This is a genomic window from Micromonospora antibiotica, from assembly GCF_017599305.1.
Lineage (GTDB): Bacteria > Actinomycetota > Actinomycetes > Mycobacteriales > Micromonosporaceae > Micromonospora > Micromonospora antibiotica.
The window spans coordinates 83990-103473 of the sequence record NZ_JAGFWR010000009.1 but is presented as its reverse complement, the minus strand read 5'-3'; the positions used below and the strand labels follow the sequence as shown (position 1 = coordinate 103473).

Here is a 19484-nt window from a genome sequence, read left to right as displayed (position 1 = left end):
TTTTGTCGTTGATCTGGTGCGGAGTCCGTCGACTCCCGACAGGCCGCTTCCGTACCTGACGAAATGAGCTATGGTGATCGATGTGACGGTTCCGGGAGCAGTCGTCGCGACCCTCGAATACGACGGTCGCCCTGCCGCCCGGGCAACGGCCCCGCGCCGTTAAAGATCGGGTTTGCGTCGATAGTGACATTGGGCGATTCGTGGAGGCTGTTACCCGTCCTGGTGCCGCTGATCTGGCACGGGGAGGTGACGGCGGTGGTCCGAACGGCGGAACCTCTCCGCTGCTCGGACCAGCGCCGCTCTCCCCGCTTTTCTGGGTACCCGAGGTGTGGCACGATCGTGGAACCTCCACCATCCCCCGTGAACACTCTCTCGACAGGAGCAATCATGTCTGGTCGAAGGCTGGGCCGGCTGTTTGGCTCGCTCCTCGTGCTCGCCACCATCCTCGGTGGACTCGCCGTAGCCGGCGTCCAGTCCATCGACGGCAGCGCGCAAATGGCGGACGTCGTCTGGACGATGGGCGGCGCGCGCTAAGCCCCCGCGTCGTCCCCGCTCCCGGTGTCCTGGGGGTGACGTCTCTCAGGGAGAGGGTGGCGCATGGCCAGCCGAGATCAGCGGCGTAAGTCCACCGAACGCGCCTGGTTCATCACCGCCCCCTTAGCCTTGCTGGCCATCGTCTTCAGCACCGCGATCGGTGTCCTGCTTCCCGAGTTCGGGGAGTGGGGCCTGGCGTTCGTGCTCTTCGTGGCGATGACGGGGATCAGCATCCCGGTTCTCAACGTGATCGTCCGACGGCAGTCGGTCGGGGTGACGTTGACCGAGGTGCCCCTCGTCGTCGCGCTCTTCTTCCTGCCACCGTTGACGGTGGTGCTGATCTACACGCTCTCCGTGCTGATCTGGAGCGCGTCGCACCGGTTCGCTCCGGCCAAGCTGTGGTTCAACGTCGCGAAAGCGGCGGCGGCCACCTCGCTGGCCGGGCTGCTCCTGCTGGCCCTGCCCCCGATCGAGGGGGTCGGGCCGGGCACCTGGGGCAGCCTGTTCCTGGCGGTCAACACCATCACCCTGGTCAGCCTGCTCTCGGTGGCCGGGGTGCACGTACTGCTCCAGGGCTGGCAGGCCGGCCGGGAGGCGCTGCGTACCGCGCCGTCGGTCTTCCTCACCACCTCCATCAACGCCTCGGTCGGCCTGCTCGTCCTGATCGCGTTGAAGACCACCTGGTGGTCGGCGCTGCTGTTGGCCGCGTTGTTCGCGGCGTTGTTCCAGGTCTACCGCTCCTACTCGCAGTTCTTCCGGCAGCACCGCACCCTCACCGGCATGTACGACCTGACCCGGTTGCTCACCAACAGCGCCGAGGGGGCGATCGCCGACATCCTCCTCGACCGGGTACGGGGCCTGATGCAGGCCGAGTACGCCACCCTCTGGCTGCCCGCCCAGCGACGGCACCCCGAGGTGCTGCTGACCGCCCGGGTCGACACCCCGGGCCTGCTCGACGTCGCACCCACCCCGACGGTCTTCCGGGAACAGGCCCGTGAGCTGGGCAAGACGCTGTCCATCGGCCGGCTGCTCGGCGACGACACCGCGCTGCGTCGTGAGGTGGGCGCCCAGCAGGTCAAGGACGCCATCGTGGTGCCGTTGCGGTCCGGCCAGGCGGTGATCGGCACCCTGGAGGTGACCAACCGGCTCAGCGACATCGGCCACTTCACCACGAGCGACATCCCCGTCTTCGAGACCGTCGCCGCGCACGCCGCCGTCGCCCTGGAGAATTCCCGGCTGGTCGACCGGCTGCGGCACGACGCCTACCACGACGCGCTGACCGGCCTGCCCAACCGGCGGCGGATCACCGCCGCGCTGGCCGAGGCGGTCAAGATCCGCGCGCCGGGCGAGGTGGTCGCCGTGCTGCTCTTCGACGTGGACGGGCTGCGGCAGGTCAACGAGTCGTTGGGGCACGCGGCGGGGGACAAGGTCCTCGTCGAGGTGGCCGAGCGCCTGCGCGCCTGCGCCCCGTCGTCGGCCCTGGTGGGTCGGGCCGGTGGCGACGAGTTCCTGGTGACGCTGCGGTTGGAGAACGCCGAGGCGGCCCTGGAGTTGGCCGGCCAGCTCCGCGAGCAGATCCGCGACGAGATGGTCTTCGACGCGCTCACCCTCGACGTGGACACCGCCGTCGGGGTGACCGTGCATCCGGATCACGGCAGTGACGCCGCCGTGCTGCTGCAACGGGTCGACCTGGCGGCCACCGCGGCCAAGGCGGTGCCGGGCAGCGTGCAGCTGTTCAACCCGGCGCTGGAGTCGCGGTCGCTGCGCCGGCTCGGGCTCGCCGGTGACCTGCGTCGCGCCCTCGACGAGGGGGAGCTGGAGGTCTACTTCCAGCCGAAGGTGACCCTGCGGGACCGTCGCCTGCTCGGGGTGGAGTGCCTGGCCCGCTGGGAGCACCCGGCGCACGGCACGGTCTCCCCGGAGGACTTCGTCGCGGTGGCCGAGCACACCGGCCAGCTGGGTCGGCTCACCGAGTTCGTCCTACGCGAGGGGCTACGCCGCAGCCGGGACTGGAGCCACACCGGGCAGCCGCTGGCGGTGGCGGTCAACATCGCCGCCCGTTCGCTGACCGACCGGCACTTCCCGGACCGGGTGGGGGAGCTGCTGACCGAGTACGGCGTCCCGCCGCAGCTGCTGACCGTCGAGATCCCGGAGGCGGCGGTGCTGGACGGCACCGAGCGGCCCATCCCCACCCTGCGCCGACTGCGGGACCTCGGCGTCCGGCTGGCGGTCGACGACTTCGGCACCGGCAACTCGTCGCTGGCCCAGCTGCGCCGGCTGCCGGTGCACGAGGTGAAGGTCGACCAGTCGTTCGTGCAGGGCATGGCGACCGACCCCGGGGACCTGGCGATCGTCAACGCGGTGGTGTCGCTGTCCCAGCAGTTCGGCCTGTCCGTGGTGGCCGAGGGGGTGGAGAGCGAGCTGACCCTCGAACTCCTCCAGGACATCGGCTGCGAGATCGGGCAGGGCTTCCTGTTCAGCCGGCCGCTGCCGTACGAGCGGTTGGAGGCCTGGTTCGGTGCCCAGGCGGACCAGGAGGCGACCGGCGCGGATGAGCTGCCGAGGCTCCGCGTAGTGCCCTGAGCTGTGCCGACGCGGTATCGGGGGATCCCATTTCACCCCCGGCGCGGTGCCGTGTAATGTATCCCCTGCGCGACGCCCTCCGGGGTGATCGGGTAGGCCCCCTTAGCTCAGTCGGCAGAGCGTCTCCATGGTAAGGAGAAGGTCTACGGTTCGATTCCGTAAGGGGGCTCAGAGGGTCCTTTGGGACCCGCCTCGGCGGTGTAGCTCAGATGGCAGAGCAAGCGGCTCATAATCGCTGTGTCGCCGGTTCAATTCCGGCCACCGCTACTCTCGTCCTCCGGGCTCATCCCGGTGGTGAGTGGGACGGGCGCCACAGGCGCCCGCTTTGCGTGTCCAGGCATCGTCCGCGTAGGCTGATGCGCTGTAGTTGATATCCGTAGCGAGGAAGGCACTCCGCCGTGGCGAAGGCGACCGATGTCCGGCCGAAGATCACTTTGGCGTGTGTGGAGTGCAAAGAGCGCAACTACATCACGCGTAAGAACCGCCGTAACGACCCGGACCGCATCGAGCTGAAGAAGTTCTGCCCCCGGGACGGCAAGCACACGGTCCACCGCGAGACCCGCTGACCCTCGGCCGGCCACCGGCCGGCCCGGTCCGCAAGCGATCACCTCGGACGCCGATCCGCACGGATGGCGCGGCCTTCACAGCCGCCTGCCCGTACGGGTCGGCGTTCGTGCGTCCCGTGTAGGTTCGGCGGCATGTCCCTGGACCCGTCCTTCGTCGGCCGGACGTATCCGCCGACCGCCCCCTACCAGGTGGGCCGAGAAAAGATCCGCGAGTTCGCCACCGCCATCGGAGCGACCGAGGCGGCCCACCACGACCCGGCGGCGGCCCGTGCCCTCGGCCACCCGGACGTGGTCGCCCCGCCCACCTTCCCGGTCCTGATCACCATGGCCGCCAGCCAGCAGATCGTCGACGATCCGGCGCTCGGGGTCGACTACAGCCGGGTGGTCCACGGCGACCAGCGCTTCGCGTACACCCGGCCGGTGGTGGCCGGGGACGAGCTGGTCTGCGTGAACACCATCGAGGAGATCAGCAACCGGGGTGGGCACGCCTTCCTGACCACCCGCACCGACGTGACCACCTCGGCCGGTGAGCCGGTGGTCGCCGTCTGGTCCAAGCTCGTCGTACGTGGGGAGTCCTGACGTGGAACTGTCGACCCGGACGTTCCGGGTGACCCGGGCGGACCTGGTCCGCTACGCGGGCGCCTCGGGCGACTTCAACCCGATCCACTGGAACGACCGGACCGCCACCAGGGTGGGTCTGCCCGGGGTGATCGCCCACGGCATGTTCACCATGGCGCTGGTCGGTCGGGCGGTCACCGAGTGGGCCGGCGCACCCGACGCGGTGGTCGAGTTCGGGGTGCGCTTCACCCGGCCGGTGGTCGTCCCGGACGACGACGAGGGCACCGAGATCACCGTGGACGCGGTGGTCAAGGAGGTCACCGAAGCCGGGCTGACCAGGCTCGATGTGACCGCCCGGTGCGGTGCGGAGAAGATTCTCTCGCAGGCGCGGGCGGTCGTGCGGACGGCCGGCTGACGGCCTGTCGAAACGTACCGGGCGGGACCGGTTGGGAAAGTCGGGGCGGTACCCGTACACTGGTCCGCCGTGGGGCAAGTGACCCCTGCCCGGCCGTGCAGGTCGGGTGGGGAGAGCGTTGCCGCACAGGGGTGTAGCTCAATTGGCAGAGCAGCGGTCTCCAAAACCGCAGGCTGCAGGTTCAAGTCCTGTCACCCCTGCGCCTCAGGCCTGACCGTTCCCGTGGGTCGCGCCGCCGCAAGGCGGCGTCCGGCCCGTGGTGGTGGCATCGGCGGGGTGGTTCCGGGGCGACCCGGGGCCCTTCGTCCGGTCCGCCGGCCGCGGCCCGTCGCGGGACGGTTGGTCCGGCCGGCGTGACCAGCGCCGCGTACGCCTCCCGGCGTACGAACCGACATCCCGCGACGGAGGGCGAAGTGGCCGAGAGCAAGCGGCGCGGCGAGGACGCCGGCGACGACGGTCTGCGCGACGAGCGCGACGAGGTCGTCGACGAGGTGACCGCCGACAACGACGCCCCCGACGACGACGCCCCCGACGCGGACGAGCCGGTATCCCGGGGCGGCACCGCGACCCGGTCGCGGACCCGTGCGGGTGCTGCCGACAGCAAGCCGAAGACCCGGTCCGAGACCGACCGGGTGGGGCCGTTCGCCCGCATCGCGCGTTTCTTCCGCGAGGTCGTCGCCGAGCTGCGTAAGGTCATCTGGCCGACCCGCAAGGAACTGCTGACCTACACCGCCGTGGTGGTCACCTTCGTCGCGGTGATGCTGACGATCGTGGGCCTTCTCGACTTCGCCTTCGCGAAGGGCGTGCTGTGGGTCTTCGGCAGCCCCAGCTGACCGGCCGACTGAGCCGATAGTGACGGAAGTGAGCAAGCGTGCCTGAGTACGACGAGACCGCCGGGACCACGGACGACCAGTCCACGGTCGCGACGGCGGCGAGTGACGAGTCGGTCGAGGCCGCCAGCGAGCCGGAGTTCCCGACCACGGAGCCCGAGCCGGACGAGGACTACGACCCGGTCGCCGAGCTGCGCCAGAAGCTGCGCTACGCGCCCGGCGACTGGTACGTGGTGCACTCGTACGCCGGTTACGAGAACAAGGTCAAGACCAACCTCGAGACCCGGATCACCTCCCTCGACATGGAGGAGTTCATCTACCAGGTCGAGGTGCCGACCCGGGAAGAGGTCGAGGTCAAGAACGGCAAGCGTTCCCAGATCCAGGCGAAGGTCTTCCCCGGTTACATCCTGGTCCGGATGGAGCTGACCGCGGAGTCCTACTCGTGTGTGCGCAACACGCCGGGGGTCACCGGCTTCGTGGGGGCGACCGACCGGGCCGACCGGCCGGCACCGTTGAGCCTCGACGAGGTGCTCAAGTGGCTGGCTCCGGCGGTGGAGACCGAGCAGAAGAAGGTCAAGCCCGAGATCAGGGTCCTCGACTTCGAGGTGGGCGACTCGGTCACCGTCACCGACGGGGCGTTCGCCTCGCTGCCGGCGACGATCAGCGAGATCAACGCCGACCAGCAGAAGCTCAAGGTGCTGGTGTCGATCTTCGGCCGGGAGACCCCGGTCGAGCTGAACTTCAACCAGGTCGCCAAGATCTGACGACGTTCGTCGCCGGCGGTGGGGCAGCAGCCCGCCGCCGGCGACGTCGTTACTCCCGGCGCGGACCTCGGCGCGGGGCGCTGTCGGGCGCTGCGCTACTCTTGAACGTCGCTGTGGTACCGCGCTGACCGTGCGCGCCCGTGGCCGGCACCTTTCCCAGTTCCAAGCCCCAGGAAGTGACATGCCTCCGAAGAAGAAGCTCGTCAAGACGTTCACGCTTCAGCTGAAGGCGGGCCAGGCGACTCCGGCTCCGCCGGTGGGCCCCGCGCTCGGTCAGCACGGCGTGAACATCATGGAGTTCTGCAAGTCCTACAACGCGCAGACCGAGGCCCAGCGGGGCGACATCGTCCCCGCCGAGATCAGCGTGTACGAGGACCGGTCCTTCACCTTCGTCCTGAAGACCCCGCCCGCCGCCCGGCTGCTGCTCAAGGCCGCCGGCGTCGACAAGGGTTCCGGTGTGCCGCAGAGCCAGAAGGTCGGCTCGGTGAGCCAGGCCCAGGTGCGCGAGATCGCCGAGAAGAAGATGGTCGACCTCAACGCCAACGACATCGACCAGGCTGCGAAGATCATCGCCGGCACCGCCCGGTCGATGGGCATCGTCGTCAACGACTGACCCCGGTCGGTCCTCAAGATCAGTTCGTGGGAGGGCGCGCGTCACCCGCGGCCCGCCAGAGACCACAGGAGTAACCCGAGATGCAGCGCAGCAAGACGTACCGCAAGGCCGCCGAGGCGGTCGACAAGTCGAAGCTCTACACCCCGGCCGAGGCGGTCAAGCTCGCCAAGGACACCACCAGCGCCAAGTTCGACGCCACGGTCGAGGTCGCCATGCGCCTCGGCGTCGACCCCCGCAAGGCGGACCAGATGGTCCGCGGCGTGGTCAACCTGCCGCACGGCACCGGTAAGACCGCCCGCGTGATCGTCTTCGCCGCCGGCGCGAAGGCCGAGGAGGCCGTCGCCGCCGGTGCCGACGAGGTGGGCACGGACGAGCTGGTCGCCCGGATCCAGGGCGGTTGGCTGGACTTCGACGCGGCGATCGCCACTCCGGACCAGATGGCCAAGATCGGCCGGATCGCGCGGATCCTGGGCCCGCGCGGCCTGATGCCGAACCCGAAGACCGGCACGGTGACCATGGACGTCACCAAGGCCGTCTCGGACATCAAGGGCGGCAAGATCACCTTCCGGGTGGACAAGCACTCCAACCTCCACCTGATCATCGGCAAGGCCTCGTTCTCCGAGACCCAGCTGATCGACAACTACGCGGCGGTGCTCGACGAGGTCCTGCGCGCCAAGCCGTCCGCGGCCAAGGGCAAGTACCTCAAGAAGGTCACCCTGGCCACCACCATGGGTCCGGGTGTCCCGGTCGACCCGAACGTGGTGAAGAACCTCCAGGAGACCGGCGCCGAGGGCTGAGCCCGGCTTCTCCCGCGAAGGGCCCCGCCACGGACAGTGGCGGGGCCCTTCCGCATGTCGCACTGTGGCAGGCTCCTCCCATGCGACTGGAGGACGTCCGGCTTCGATACGGCCGGAGCGGCCCGTGGGTGCTGCGCGGCGTCACGGCCCGGCTCGACCCGGGCGAGGTGGCGGTGGTGCTCGGCCGCAACGGGGCCGGCAAGTCGACCCTGCTGCAACTCTGCGCGGGGGTGCTGCGGCCGGCCCGGGGCCGGGTGGTCGACCGGCCCCGGCACGTCGGCTGGGTGCCCGAGCGGTTCCCCGCCGACCAGCCCTGCACGGTGACCCGCTATCTGACCGCCATGGGCCGGGTCGCCGGCCTCGGCCGGGCCGACACCGACCGGGCCGTCGACCGGTGGACCGACCGGTTGGGGCTGACCCCGTTCCGCGAGGTCCGCCTGCCCGACCTGTCCAAGGGCACCGCGCAGAAGGTGGGCCTGGCTCAGGCGATGCTGCGCACCCCGGGCCTGCTGGTGCTCGACGAGCCCTGGGAGGGGCTGGACTCGGCAGCCCGGGGCCTGGTCCCCGAGCTGATCGACGAGGTGCTGGCCGACGGGGGAGCGGTCCTGGTCAGTGACCACCGCGGCGAGACGGTCCGGCTCCCCGGCGCCCGGCACTGGACGGTGGCCGACGGACTGGTCACCGAGGAGGCGGCCAGCGGCGATGGGGCCGTCGCCGTGGTCGAGGTCGCGGTGCCGGCCGCGCGGGTGGCCGGCACCGTCGCCCGGTTGCGCGCCGACGGCCACCACATCCTGCGGGTACGCGAACCCGCCACCCCGCCCACGCCGGTGCTCGTGCCGCCCACACCCGTCCCGTCCTCGTCGGTGGCTGACCCGTCTGCGGGGCGTCCCGGGGCCCCGGCCACCGGTGGGCCTGCGGGGGCGGCGGAGCCGTCGGTGGGCGTCCCGCCTCCTGACTCCGGGTCGACAGTCGACCCGGCGCGCAGTGGTCGGCCCGGGGAGGTGGCCCGGTGAGCGCGCTGGTCCGGATGCGGCTGGCCGGCTTCCTGCGTACCGGACGGGCGCTGGCACCGGTGCTGGCCGGCCTACTCGCCCTCGGCATCCTCTACGGCGGCGGCCGGGCCCGGCCGGCGGAGGCGTACGGCGTCAGCGCCGTCGTGCTCTTTCCGGTGCTGGCCTGGCAGGCCAAGATCCTGCTGGACGTCGAACCGGACGTGCAGCGCCGGCTGGCCATGGTGTCGGTAGGGCCGGCCCGCGAGTGGATCGCCGGGCTGCTCGCGGCCCTGGCCGCCGGGGTGGGCACGGTGCTGGTGGCGTTGGGATTCCCGTGGCTGGTCGGCGGGGTGACCACGCCAGGCCCGGGTGACCTGCCGGTGGTGGCGGCGCTGGCGCTCGGGCTCTGGGCCCACCTGCTTGCCCTGCTACCGGCGGTGGCCCTGGGCGCGCTGGCGAGCCGGGCGCTGACCCGCACCGCCGGCTACGGCGTCGCGGTGCTCGCGGTGGGTGCGGTCGGCACCCTGGCACTGGGCCTGCGCGGCTCGGTGGCGCCCTGGCTGGTGCCGCCGGTGCTGACCACCGCCCGGGTGCTCGCCGGTTCCCTGCCGGCCGGCACCGCCCTGCTGCTCTCCGGCTGGGCGCTCGCCTGGGCCGGGGTGGCGCTGACCGGCTACGCCTGGTGGCGACGGACCCGCCCCTGACCCGGACCTGGAGGCAGCGGTCCCCTGACCGTCCGCCGACCACCCACCCGTCGCGACCTGATGTGGCGGGGCCCGATCTGGTCCGATCCGGGCCGGCGTGGCATGGCTTCACTTGGTCCGTCGCGGCCTGATGTGGCGGGGTGGGGCCAGATCTGGTCGGATCTGGTCCGGTGTGTCATGGCTTCACCTGGTCCGACGCGGCCTGACGTGGCGGGGCCGGATCTGGTCCGATCTGGCCGGGCTGTGTCATGGCTCCGCCTGGTCCGACGCGGCCTGATGGGGCGGGGCGGGGCCCGATCGGGTCCGATCTGGCCGGGCTGTGTCATGGCTCCGCCTGGTCCGATGCGACCTGATGGGGCGGGTGGGGGCCGGATCTGGTCCGGCGTGGCATGGCTTCACCTGGCCGACGCGACCTGACGTGGCTGGGGTCGGCGCGGCCCTGTCCCGATCCGGCTCGACGTGGCCTGACGTGGTTGGCTCGGCCCGGCCTTCTCCTGATCCGGCTCGGTCTGGTCGGGCCGTTGCTGCTCGACCTCGCACTGTTCCCGACCTGCCGGCAACAGTCGCGGGCTCGCCAAGATCGTGCTCGATCCTGGTTGTAGTGGCCTCAGCGCCGCGCGAGACCACTACAACCAGGAAGCTGCACGATCTTGGCGCTGGCGCTGGCGCTGGCGCTGGCGCTGGCGTTGGGGTGGGTGCCGGGCCGGCCCGGCTGGGGCTGAGGGCCGGGCTGGCGCTGAGGGCCGGGCTGGGGCGAGAAGGTGGGGCGAGAGGGCGGGTGGGGGCGATTTGGCGATGGGTGGACGTGTCGCGTAACCTGGGCCGGTAGTTCCACCCAGAGACCGCTGGTCACCGTGCTTTGGCACGGTCGAAGGCTCCGCGACGACGGGCGACCCGCGCAGGGCGGTAAGCGTAATACGGTTCCTCACCGTGGTCTGCCGACCATGGTGATCGCTCCGGTCCTCGCCCCGCGCGCCCTGCGCCGGGGCTTTTTCGTTGTCGTGACGCCTTCGGCGCCGTCGCAGGGCCTTGTGCTCCCCGACGGCGACCAGCTCCGAGTAACGAGAGAGGAGGGACATGGCGGACAAGCCGATCCGGGCCGACAAGGCCACGGCCGTCGCTGAGCTGACCGAGAGCTTCCGTACCTCGGGCGCTGCGGTGCTCACCGAGTACCGTGGTCTGACGGTTTCCCAGCTCACCCAGCTGCGGCGCTCGCTCGGCAAGGAGACCACCTACACGGTCGCGAAGAACACGCTGGCAAAGCGTGCCGCGACCGAGGCGGGCATCTCCGGCCTCGACGAGCTGTTCACCGGTCCTACCGCGCTGACTTTCGTTTCGGGCGACGTCGTCGAGGCGGCGAAGGGTCTTCGCGACTTCGCGAAGGCCAACCCGAAGCTCGTCATCAAGGGCGGTGTCTTCGAGGGCAAGGCCATTTCCGCGGCCGAGGTCACGAAGCTCGCCGACCTGGAGTCCCGTGAGGTGCTGCTGGCCAAGCTGGCCGGCGCGATGAAGGGCAACCTGAGCAAGGCCGCGGCCCTGTTCCAGGCACCGCTCTCCAAGGCCGCCCGTGCGGCGGCCGCCCTGGCGGACAAGAAGCGCGAGCAGGAGGGCGCCGAGGCGGCCTGAGGCCGTCCCGGCGCACCACGTTCTTAATTTTCATTGCGAGAAAGGACGCCAGACATGGCGAAGCTCAGCACCGACGAGCTGCTCGACGCGTTCAAGGAGATGACGCTGATCGAGCTCTCTGAGTTCGTGAAGCAGTTCGAGGAGACCTTCGAGGTCACCGCCGCCGCCCCGGTCGCGGTTGCCGCTGCCGGTGGTGCCGGTGGCGCCGCCGCCGCTCCGGTCGAGGAGGAGAAGGACGAGTTCGACGTCGTCCTCGAGGCCGACGGTGGCAAGAAGATCCAGGTCATCAAGGTCGTGCGTGAGCTGACCGGCCTGGGCCTCAAGGAGGCCAAGGACGCGGTCGAGGCCGCCCCGAAGGCGATCCTGGAGAAGGTCAACAAGGAGACCGCCGAGAAGGCCAAGGCCAAGCTCGAGGGCGAAGGCGCCAAGGTCACCCTCAAGTGACCTGAGGTCGGCCTCGGGTCGACCTTGGCGGGGGCGGGCTCACGTGAGCCGTGGCACACCGCAAACTGAACGGGCGGTGATCCGACAACGGATCACCGCCCGTCATGCTTGGTGACTCCGGGTATCAGTGGCGTGAGCAGGGTGTTCGCACCCGGTGCGTGATGCGGTGGCGGCGCTGGCGGGTAGCCCGTCCGTGGGAAACCCGCCGAGCAGCCGGAAGCAGGCTCTTGACGTGGCCCCGACCTGCCAGGCACGCTGACACCAGCAAGACCTTCCGCGCTTGCGACGGCCACCTCTTGGGTATTGGCTGCGGCAGTACCAGCAGCCGCTGCATCCGAGCGGCCCGACAGGAACTCGCGTTCCGAGCGGCCGGTGCGACCCCGGTTTTCCGGGGTGCCGAGGCACGTTCCGCGACGACCTGCGGGATGGGCTGGACAGCGGTTAGCCTCTCGGCTACACTGCTAGTTTGCGCTGCCTTCCGACTTGACCCCTGCTCGGAAATGTCCGGTTACGGATATTTCTGGTGGGGTCATTGGAGTGCACGCGTACCAGCCGTTCTGCAGCACCGGTCCTCGGAAGGACGCATCTTGGCAGCTTCCCGCCCTGCGAAGACCAGTCGTACGTCGAGCGCTTTCGCTCCCCGCCGAGTTTCTTTCGGCAGGATCACCGAACACCTCGAGGTCCCCAACCTCCTTGCCATCCAGAACGAGTCCTTCGACTGGCTCGTCGGCAACGAGGCTTGGCAGGGCCGGTCGGCGGACGACCCGCACGCACGCTCGGGTCTCGCGGAAATCCTCGACGAGATCAGTCCCATTGAGGACTTCTCCGGCACCATGTCGCTGTCCTTCTCGGCACCGCGCTTCGACGAGGTCAAGGCCTCGATCGAGGAGTGCAAGGAGAAGGACCTGACCTACTGCGCCCCACTGTTCGTGACGGCGGAGTTCACCAACAACACCACCGGCGAGATCAAGAGCCAGACGGTGTTCATGGGTGACTTCCCGATGATGACGCCCAAGGGCACCTTCATCATCAACGGCACCGAGCGCGTCGTGGTCAGCCAGCTCGTCCGGTCTCCGGGCGTGTACTTCTCCAAGGAGCCGGACAAGACCTCCGACCGCGACCTCTCCAGCGTCAAGGTCATCCCCAGTCGGGGTGCCTGGCTGGAGTTCGACATCGACAAGCGCGACACGGTCGGCGTCCGCATCGACCGTAAGCGCCGGCAGGCCGTCACGGTCCTGCTCAAGGCCATCGGTTGGTCCGCCGAGCAGATCCGCGAGAAGTTCGGCTGGTCCGAGCTGATGATGACCACGCTCGAGAAGGACCACATCGCCGGCCAGGACGAGGCCCTGCTCGACATCTACCGCAAGCTCCGCCCTGGCGAGCCGCCGACCCGCGAGAACGCCCAGACCCTGCTCGACAACCTCTTCTTCAACCCGAAGCGGTACGACGTCGCCAAGGTCGGGCGCTACAAGTTCAACAAGAAGCTCGAGCTGAGCGTGCCGATCACCACGGGCACGCTCACCGAGGACGACGTCGTCGCCACCGTGGAGTACCTCTGCCGGCTGCACGCCGGTGAGGACGGCTACGAGGCCGACGACATCGACCACTTCGGCAACCGTCGCCTGCGTACCGTGGGCGAGCTGATCCAGAACCAGGTCCGGGTCGGTCTCTCCCGGATGGAGCGGGTCGTCCGCGAGCGGATGACCACCCAGGACGTCGAGGCGATCACGCCGCAGACCCTGATCAACATCCGCCCGGTGGTGGCGGCGATCAAGGAGTTCTTCGGTACGTCGCAGCTGTCCCAGTTCATGGACCAGACCAACCCGCTGGCGGGCCTGACCCACCGGCGGCGGCTGAGCGCGCTCGGCCCGGGTGGTCTGTCCCGGGAGCGGGCCGGCTTCGAGGTCCGTGACGTGCACCCGTCCCACTACGGCCGGATGTGCCCGATCGAGACGCCGGAAGGCCCGAACATCGGCCTGATCGGCGCGCTGTCCACCTTCGCCCGGGTCAACCCGTTCGGCTTCATCGAGACGCCGTACCGGAAGGTCGTCGAGGGTCGGGTCACCGACCAGATCGACTACCTGACCGCGGACGAGGAGGACCGGTTCGTCAAGGCGCAGGCCAACGCGCCCCTCAAGGCGGACGGCACGTTCGCCGAGGACCGGGTGCTGTGTCGCCGTAAGGGTGGCGAGACCGAGGACGTGGTCCCCGGTGCCGTCGACTACATGGACGTGTCGCCGCGGCAGATGACCTCGGTCGCGACCGCGATGATCCCGTTCCTGGAGCACGACGACGCCAACCGCGCGCTGATGGGCGCCAACATGCAGCGTCAGGCGGTGCCGCTGGTCAAGGCGGAGTCGCCGCTGGTGGGCACCGGCATGGAATACCGTGCCGCGGTCGACGCCGGTGACGTGGTGGTGGCCGAGGTCGGTGGCATGATCGAGGATCTCTGCGCCGACTACATCACCATCCACCAGGACGACGGCCACCGCCGGACGTACCTGCTGCACAAGTTCCGCCGCTCCAACGCCGGCTCCTGCGTCAACCAGAAGCCGGTCGTCTTCGAGGGCGACCGCGTCGAGGCCGGCCAGGTCATCGCCGACGGTCCGTGCACCGACGAGGGCGAGATGGCGCTCGGACGCAACCTGCTGGTGGCGTTCATGTGCTGGGAGGGCCACAACTACGAGGACGCGATCATCCTGTCGCAGCGCCTCGTGCAGCAGGACGTGCTCACCTCGATCCACATCGAGGAGCACGAGGTCGACGCCCGGGACACCAAGCTCGGCCCGGAGGAGATCACCCGGGACATCCCGAACGTCAGCGAGGAGATGCTCGCCGACCTCGACGAGCGCGGCATCATCCGGATCGGCGCGGAGGTCGTCCCCGGCGATATCCTGGTCGGCAAGGTCACGCCGAAGGGCGAGACCGAGTTGACCCCGGAGGAGCGGCTGCTCCGCGCGATCTTCGGTGAGAAGGCGCGTGAGGTCCGGGACACCTCGCTGAAGGTGCCGCACGGCGAGACCGGCACGGTCATCGGGGTGCGGACCTTCTCCCGCGAGGACGGCGACGAGTTGCCGCCGGGCGTCAACGAGCTGGTCCGGGTGTACGTCGCCCAGAAGCGCAAGATCCAGGACGGCGACAAGCTCGCCGGCCGGCACGGCAACAAGGGTGTCATCTCGAAGATCCTGCCGATCGAGGACATGCCGTTCCTGGAGGACGGCACCCCGGTCGACATCGTGCTGAACCCGCTGGGTGTGCCGTCCCGGATGAACATCGGCCAGGTCCTGGAGACCCACCTCGGGTGGGTGGCCAAGACGGGCTGGAGCGTGGACGGCGACGACACCGACTGGAAGCGTCAGCTCCGGTCGATCGAGGCGCACGAGTCCGAGCCGGACACCAACGTGGCCACGCCGGTCTTCGACGGTGCCCGCGAGGAGGAGATCTCCGGTCTGCTCTCGTCGACCCTGCCCAACCGGGACGGCAAGCAGCTGATCGGTTCCTCCGGCAAGGCGCAGCTGTTCGACGGTCGTTCCGGCGAGCCGCTGCCCGACCCGATCGCGGTCGGTTACATCTACATCCTGAAGCTCAACCACCTGGTCGACGACAAGATCCACGCGCGTTCGACCGGTCCGTACTCGATGATCACGCAGCAGCCGCTGGGTGGTAAGGCGCAGTTCGGTGGCCAGCGTTTCGGTGAGATGGAGTGCTGGGCCATGCAGGCGTACGGCGCCGCCTACGCCCTGCAGGAACTGCTGACCATCAAGTCCGACGACGTCCTGGGCCGGGTCAAGGTCTACGAGGCGATCGTCAAGGGCGAGAACATCCCCGAGCCGGGCATCCCGGAGTCGTTCAAGGTGTTGCTCAAGGAGCTCCAGTCGCTGTGCCTGAACGTCGAGGTGCTCAGCAGCGACGGGGTGGCCCTGGAGATGCGCGAGACCGACGACGAGGTGTTCCGGGCCGCGGAGGAGCTGGGCATCGACCTGTCCCGGCGCGAGCCGAGCTCGGTCGAAGAGGTGTAGGTGGTGGCGGTGGGGGTCGGCCGATTCGTTCGGGCGGTCAGGCGTGAGTCCGACGTGAGTCGGCCGGCCCCCACCCCCGCCCGTGATCTAGCTGTACAGACGACGACATAGGGGACATAGTGCTCGACGTCAACTTCTTCGACGAGCTGCGTATCGGCCTCGCGACCGCGGATGACATCCGCCAGTGGTCGCACGGTGAGGTCAAGAAGCCTGAGACGATCAACTACCGCACCCTCAAGCCGGAGAAGGACGGGCTCTTCTGCGAGAAGATCTTCGGCCCTCAGCGGGACTGGGAGTGCTACTGCGGTAAGTACAAGCGGGTCCGGTTCAAGGGCATCATCTGTGAGCGCTGTGGCGTCGAGGTGACCCGGTCCAAGGTCCGCCGTGAGCGGATGGGGCACATCGAGCTGGCCGCTCCGGTGACCCACATCTGGTACTTCAAGGGCGTCCCGAGCCGGCTGGGCTACCTGCTGGACCTCGCCCCCAAGGACCTCGAAAAGATCATCTACTTCGCCTCGTACGTCGTGACGAGCGTGGACGCCGAGGCGCGTCACCGTGACCTCTCGACGATCGAGAACGAGATCCTCGCCGAGAAGCGGCAGTCCGAGAACAGCCGCGACTCGGAGATCGAGAAGCGGGCCGCGAAGCTCGAGGCCGACCTGGCCGAGCTGGAGGCCGAGGGTGCCAAGGCGGACGTCCGGCGCAAGGTCAAGGAGGGCGGAGAGCGCGAGATGCGCCAGATCCGCGACCGGGCCCAGCGCGAGATCGACCGCCTCGACGAGGTCCTGGACACCTTCCGCAAGCTCGACTCGAAGCAGTTGGTCACCGACGAGCTGCTCTACCGCGAGCTGCGTGACCGGTTCGGCGAGTACTTCACCGGCGGCATGGGTGCCGAGGCCATCAAGGCGCTGGTCCAGAACATGGACCTCGACGCCGAGGCCGAGAGCCTGCGCGAGACCATCCGCTCCGGCAAGGGCCAGCGCAAGATCCGCGCGCTCAAGCGGCTGAAGGTCGTCGCGGCGTTCCTGAACACCCGCAACTCGCCGCTGGGCATGGTGCTGGACTGCGTCCCGGTCATCCCGCCGGACCTGCGCCCGATGGTGCAGCTCGACGGTGGCCGCTTCGCGACCTCCGACCTCAACGACCTGTACCGCCGTGTGATCAACCGGAACAACCGGCTCAAGCGGCTGATCGACCTCGGCGCCCCCGAGATCATCGTCAACAACGAGAAGCGGATGCTCCAGGAGGCCGTCGACGCGTTGTTCGACAACGGCCGTCGGGGCCGGCCGGTCACCGGTCCGGGTAACCGCCCGCTCAAGTCGCTGTCCGACATGCTCAAGGGCAAGCAGGGCCGGTTCCGGCAGAACCTGCTCGGCAAGCGCGTCGACTACTCCGGCCGTTCGGTCATCGTGGTCGGCCCCAAGCTGAAGCTGCACCAGTGCGGCCTGCCCAAGCAGATGGCGCTGGAGCTGTTCAAGCCGTTCGTGATGAAGCGGCTGGTCGACCTCAACCACGCGCAGAACATCAAGTCCGCCAAGCGGATGGTCGAGCGGCAGCGGCCGGTCGTGTGGGACGTGCTGGAAGAGGTCATCGGCGAGCACCCGGTGCTGCTCAACCGCGCGCCGACCCTGCACCGTCTGGGCATCCAGGCGTTCGAGCCGCAGCTGGTCGAGGGCAAGGCGATCCAGATCCACCCGCTGGTCTGCACCGCGTTCAACGCCGACTTCGACGGTGACCAGATGGCGGTGCACGTGCCGCTGTCGGCCGAGGCCCAGGCCGAGGCGCGGATCCTGATGCTGTCGTCGAACAACATCCTCAAGCCGGCCGACGGCAAGCCGGTCACCATGCCCACCCAGGACATGGTCATCGGTCTCTACCACCTCACCCACCTGACCCCGGGTGGCATCGGTGAGGGCCGGGCGTTCAGCTCGGACGCCGAGGCGCGGATGGCCTTCGACGCGGGCGAGCTGCACCTGCAGACCCCGGTCAAGATCCGGTTGCGGGACGTGATCGGTGTCGACAACGGCAACGGCGGCGAGCCCTGGGTCGCCCCCGAGGGCTGGGTCGAGGGTCAGCCGCTGACCGTGGAGACCACGCTGGGTCGGGTCCTGTTCAACGAGACGCTGCCGCAGGGCTACCGGTTCGTGAACTACGAGATCCGCAAGGGCCAGCTCTCCGCGATCGTCAACGACCTCGCCGAGCGCTTCCCGAAGGTGGCGCTGGCCGCCACCCTGGACGGGCTCAAGGAGGCCGGCTTCCACTGGGCCACCTGGTCCGGCGTCACCATCGGCATGGAGGACGTCATCGCGCCGCCGCGCAAGGCGGAGATCCTGGCGAAGTACGAGGCGGAAGCCGACCGGATCGACAAGCAGTACCAGCGTGGTCTGATGACCGCCGAGGAGCGTCGCGGCGAACTCATCGAGATCTGGACCAAGGCGACCAACGAGGTCGCCAAGGAGATGGACACCGCGCTGCCGCAGGAGAACCCGCTGTGGAAGATGATCAACTCGGGTGCCCGCGGTAACCTGCTCCAGCTCCGGCAGATCGCGGCGATCCGTGGTCTGGTGGCCAACCCGAAGGGCGAGATCATCCCGCGGCCGATCAAGGCCAGCTACCGGGAGGGTCTGTCCGTGCTGGAGTACTTCATCTCCACCCACGGTGCCCGTAAGGGTCTGGCCGACACCGCGCTGCGTACCGCCGACTCGGGTTACCTGACCCGTCGTCTGGTGGACGTCTCGCAGGACGTGATCATCCGCGAGGAGGACTGCGGCACCGACCGGGCGATCCCGATGCAGATCGGCGAGCGTCTGGAGGGCGGCCGGCTGGTCGTGCACGAGCACGCCGAGACCAGCGTGCACGCCCGTACCCTGGCCGACGACATCAAGGGGCCGGACGGCACCGTGGTGGCCCACCGGGGTCAGGACATCAACTCCATCGGGGTCGACAAGATCGTCGCCGCCGGGGTGGAGACGGTCCGGGTGCGCAGCGTGCTCACCTGCGAGTCGAAGCTGGGCGTCTGCGGTGCGTGCTACGGCCGCTCGCTGCCGACCGGCAAGACCGTGGACGTCGGCGAGGCGGTCGGCATCATCGCCGCCCAGTCGATCGGTGAGCCGGGTACCCAGCTGACGATGCGTACCTTCCACACCGGTGGCGTCGCGGGTGAGGACATCACCCAGGGTCTGCCGCGTGTGCAGGAGATCTTCGAGGCCCGGATCCCGAAGGGCAAGGCGCCCATCGCCGACACCCCGGGTCGGGTCCGGATCGAGGACGGCGAGCGGTCCCGCAAGATCATCGTGGTGCCCGACGACGGCAGCGAGGAGATCGTCTACGACAAGATCTCCAAGCGGGTCCGGCTGCGGACCCACGACGGGGACCACGTCGCGGTCGGCGAGAAGCTCACCGAGGGCACCATCGACCCGCACGAGCTGCTGCGGATCATGGGTCCGCGGGCGGTCCAGGTCCACCTGACCCAGGAGGTCCAGGAGGTCTACCGCTCGCAGGGTGTGCTCATCCACGACAAGCACATCGAGATCATCATCCGCCAGATGCTCAAGCGGGTGACGGTCATCGACTCCGGCTCGACCGAGTTCCTGCCGGGCGTGCTGGTCGACCGGGCGCTGTTCGAGTCGGAGAACCGCCGGCTCGTCGGTGAGGGTGGCGAGCCCGCCGCCGGTCGTCCGGTGCTGATGGGTATCACCAAGGCCTCGCTGGCCACCGACTCCTGGCTCTCGGCGGCCTCCTTCCAGGAGACCACCCGGGTGCTGACCGACGCGGCGATCAACTCGCGCAGCGACTCGCTGGTCGGCCTCAAGGAGAACGTGATCATCGGTAAGCTCATCCCGGCCGGTACCGGCATCAGCAAGTACCGCAACGTCCGGGTCGAGCCGACCGAGGAGGCGAAGGCCAAGGTCTACTCGATGACCGGCTACCCGGAGACCGACTACGGCTTCGGGCCGGCCAGCGGCCAGGCAGTTCCGCTGGACGACTTCGACTTCGGGTCGTACCGCTGAGCAAGTTCTGACGAAGGCCCCCGGCAGCA

At 69.3% G+C, this 19484-nt stretch carries 15 protein-coding genes and 3 tRNA genes; all 18 read left to right on the top strand.

Annotation, left to right across the window (positions count from 1 at the left end; translation table 11 throughout):
* The first annotated feature begins 387 nt into the window (after positions 1–387).
* The 18 genes from JQN83_RS17610 (at position 388) to JQN83_RS17525 (ending at position 19455) form a co-directional block, all read left to right on the top strand.
* Positions 388–534, top strand: coding sequence for a hypothetical protein (locus tag JQN83_RS17610; protein ID WP_169733070.1), 147 nt, complete (start codon positions 388–390; stop codon positions 532–534).
* 63 nt (positions 535–597) lie between these two features.
* A complete protein-coding gene (locus tag JQN83_RS17605; RefSeq protein ID WP_208568220.1) occupies positions 598–3117 on the top strand; it encodes a putative bifunctional diguanylate cyclase/phosphodiesterase in 2520 nt (839 codons plus the stop codon).
* Positions 3118–3213: 96 nt separating this feature from the next.
* Positions 3214–3286, top strand: a tRNA-Thr gene (locus tag JQN83_RS17600).
* 25 nt (positions 3287–3311) lie between these two features.
* Positions 3312–3384: transfer RNA gene (locus JQN83_RS17595), tRNA-Met, on the top strand.
* 131 nt (positions 3385–3515) lie between these two features.
* A complete protein-coding gene (gene rpmG / locus JQN83_RS17590) occupies positions 3516–3683 on the top strand; it encodes a 50S ribosomal protein L33 (RefSeq protein ID WP_013288652.1) in 168 nt (55 codons plus the stop codon).
* A 132-nt stretch (positions 3684–3815) separates the two neighbouring features.
* A complete protein-coding gene (locus JQN83_RS17585; RefSeq protein WP_208568219.1) occupies positions 3816–4262 on the top strand; it encodes a MaoC family dehydratase N-terminal domain-containing protein in 447 nt (148 codons plus the stop codon).
* A gap of 1 nt (position 4263) precedes the next feature.
* Positions 4264–4656: a MaoC/PaaZ C-terminal domain-containing protein gene (locus tag JQN83_RS17580; RefSeq protein ID WP_208568218.1), complete on the top strand. Its 393-nt coding sequence runs from the start codon at positions 4264–4266 to the stop codon at positions 4654–4656.
* Between the two features lie 127 nt (positions 4657–4783).
* Positions 4784–4856, top strand: a tRNA-Trp gene (locus tag JQN83_RS17575).
* Between the two features lie 213 nt (positions 4857–5069).
* Positions 5070–5489 carry a preprotein translocase subunit SecE gene (gene secE, locus JQN83_RS17570; protein WP_208568217.1) on the top strand — a complete coding sequence of 140 codons (420 nt, stop codon included), beginning with the start codon at positions 5070–5072 and terminating at the stop codon, positions 5487–5489.
* Positions 5490–5527: 38 nt separating this feature from the next.
* Positions 5528–6250 (top strand): transcription termination/antitermination protein NusG, encoded by a 723-nt coding sequence (gene nusG, locus JQN83_RS17565; protein ID WP_208568216.1) that lies wholly within the window; start codon positions 5528–5530, stop codon positions 6248–6250.
* A gap of 181 nt (positions 6251–6431) precedes the next feature.
* The gene (rplK, locus tag JQN83_RS17560; RefSeq protein WP_208568215.1) at positions 6432–6863 is read left to right on the top strand and encodes a 50S ribosomal protein L11; all 432 of its coding nucleotides are present in this window, start codon (positions 6432–6434) and stop codon (positions 6861–6863) included.
* Between the two features lie 80 nt (positions 6864–6943).
* Complete coding sequence (gene rplA, locus JQN83_RS17555) at positions 6944–7660, top strand: 50S ribosomal protein L1 (RefSeq protein WP_208568214.1); 717 nt, start codon at positions 6944–6946, stop codon at positions 7658–7660.
* Positions 7661–7740: 80 nt separating this feature from the next.
* Entirely contained in the window at positions 7741–8673 is a 933-nt protein-coding gene (locus JQN83_RS17550) for an ABC transporter ATP-binding protein (RefSeq protein WP_208568213.1), read from the top strand.
* On the top strand, positions 8670–9356 hold the full coding sequence (locus JQN83_RS17545) for a hypothetical protein (RefSeq protein ID WP_208568212.1): 687 nt from the start codon (positions 8670–8672) through the stop codon (positions 9354–9356). The genes JQN83_RS17550 and JQN83_RS17545 overlap by 4 nt, the downstream gene beginning before the upstream one ends.
* A 1077-nt stretch (positions 9357–10433) precedes the next feature.
* Positions 10434–10982: a 50S ribosomal protein L10 gene (gene rplJ / locus JQN83_RS17540; protein WP_088644793.1), complete on the top strand. Its 549-nt coding sequence runs from the start codon at positions 10434–10436 to the stop codon at positions 10980–10982.
* Between the two features lie 54 nt (positions 10983–11036).
* Positions 11037–11426: a 50S ribosomal protein L7/L12 gene (gene rplL, locus JQN83_RS17535; RefSeq protein ID WP_091276487.1), complete on the top strand. Its 390-nt coding sequence runs from the start codon at positions 11037–11039 to the stop codon at positions 11424–11426.
* 587 nt (positions 11427–12013) lie between these two features.
* Positions 12014–15445, top strand: a complete 3432-nt coding sequence (gene rpoB, locus JQN83_RS17530; protein WP_208568211.1) for a DNA-directed RNA polymerase subunit beta — start codon at positions 12014–12016, stop codon at positions 15443–15445.
* Positions 15446–15564: 119 nt separating this feature from the next.
* On the top strand, positions 15565–19455 hold the full coding sequence (locus JQN83_RS17525) for a DNA-directed RNA polymerase subunit beta' (RefSeq protein ID WP_208568210.1): 3891 nt from the start codon (positions 15565–15567) through the stop codon (positions 19453–19455).
* Positions 19456–19484 lie beyond the last annotated feature (29 nt).

Bases quoted from the DNA above. Each gene is read 5' to 3' on its own strand.
- rplK (WP_208568215.1), top strand. From the start codon at position 6,432: ATGCCTCCGAAGAAGAAGCTCGTCAAGACGTTCACGCTTCAGCTGAAG.
- rplL (WP_091276487.1), top strand. From the start codon at position 11,037: ATGGCGAAGCTCAGCACCGACGAGCTGCTCGACGCGTTCAAGGAGATG.
- rplA (WP_208568214.1), top strand. From the start codon at position 6,944: ATGCAGCGCAGCAAGACGTACCGCAAGGCCGCCGAGGCGGTCGACAAG.
- JQN83_RS17610 (WP_169733070.1), top strand. From the start codon at position 388: ATGTCTGGTCGAAGGCTGGGCCGGCTGTTTGGCTCGCTCCTCGTGCTC.
- JQN83_RS17550 (WP_208568213.1), top strand. From the start codon at position 7,741: ATGCGACTGGAGGACGTCCGGCTTCGATACGGCCGGAGCGGCCCGTGG.
- JQN83_RS17585 (WP_208568219.1), top strand. From the start codon at position 3,816: ATGTCCCTGGACCCGTCCTTCGTCGGCCGGACGTATCCGCCGACCGCC.
- JQN83_RS17605 (WP_208568220.1), top strand. From the start codon at position 598: ATGGCCAGCCGAGATCAGCGGCGTAAGTCCACCGAACGCGCCTGGTTC.
- rplJ (WP_088644793.1), top strand. From the start codon at position 10,434: ATGGCGGACAAGCCGATCCGGGCCGACAAGGCCACGGCCGTCGCTGAG.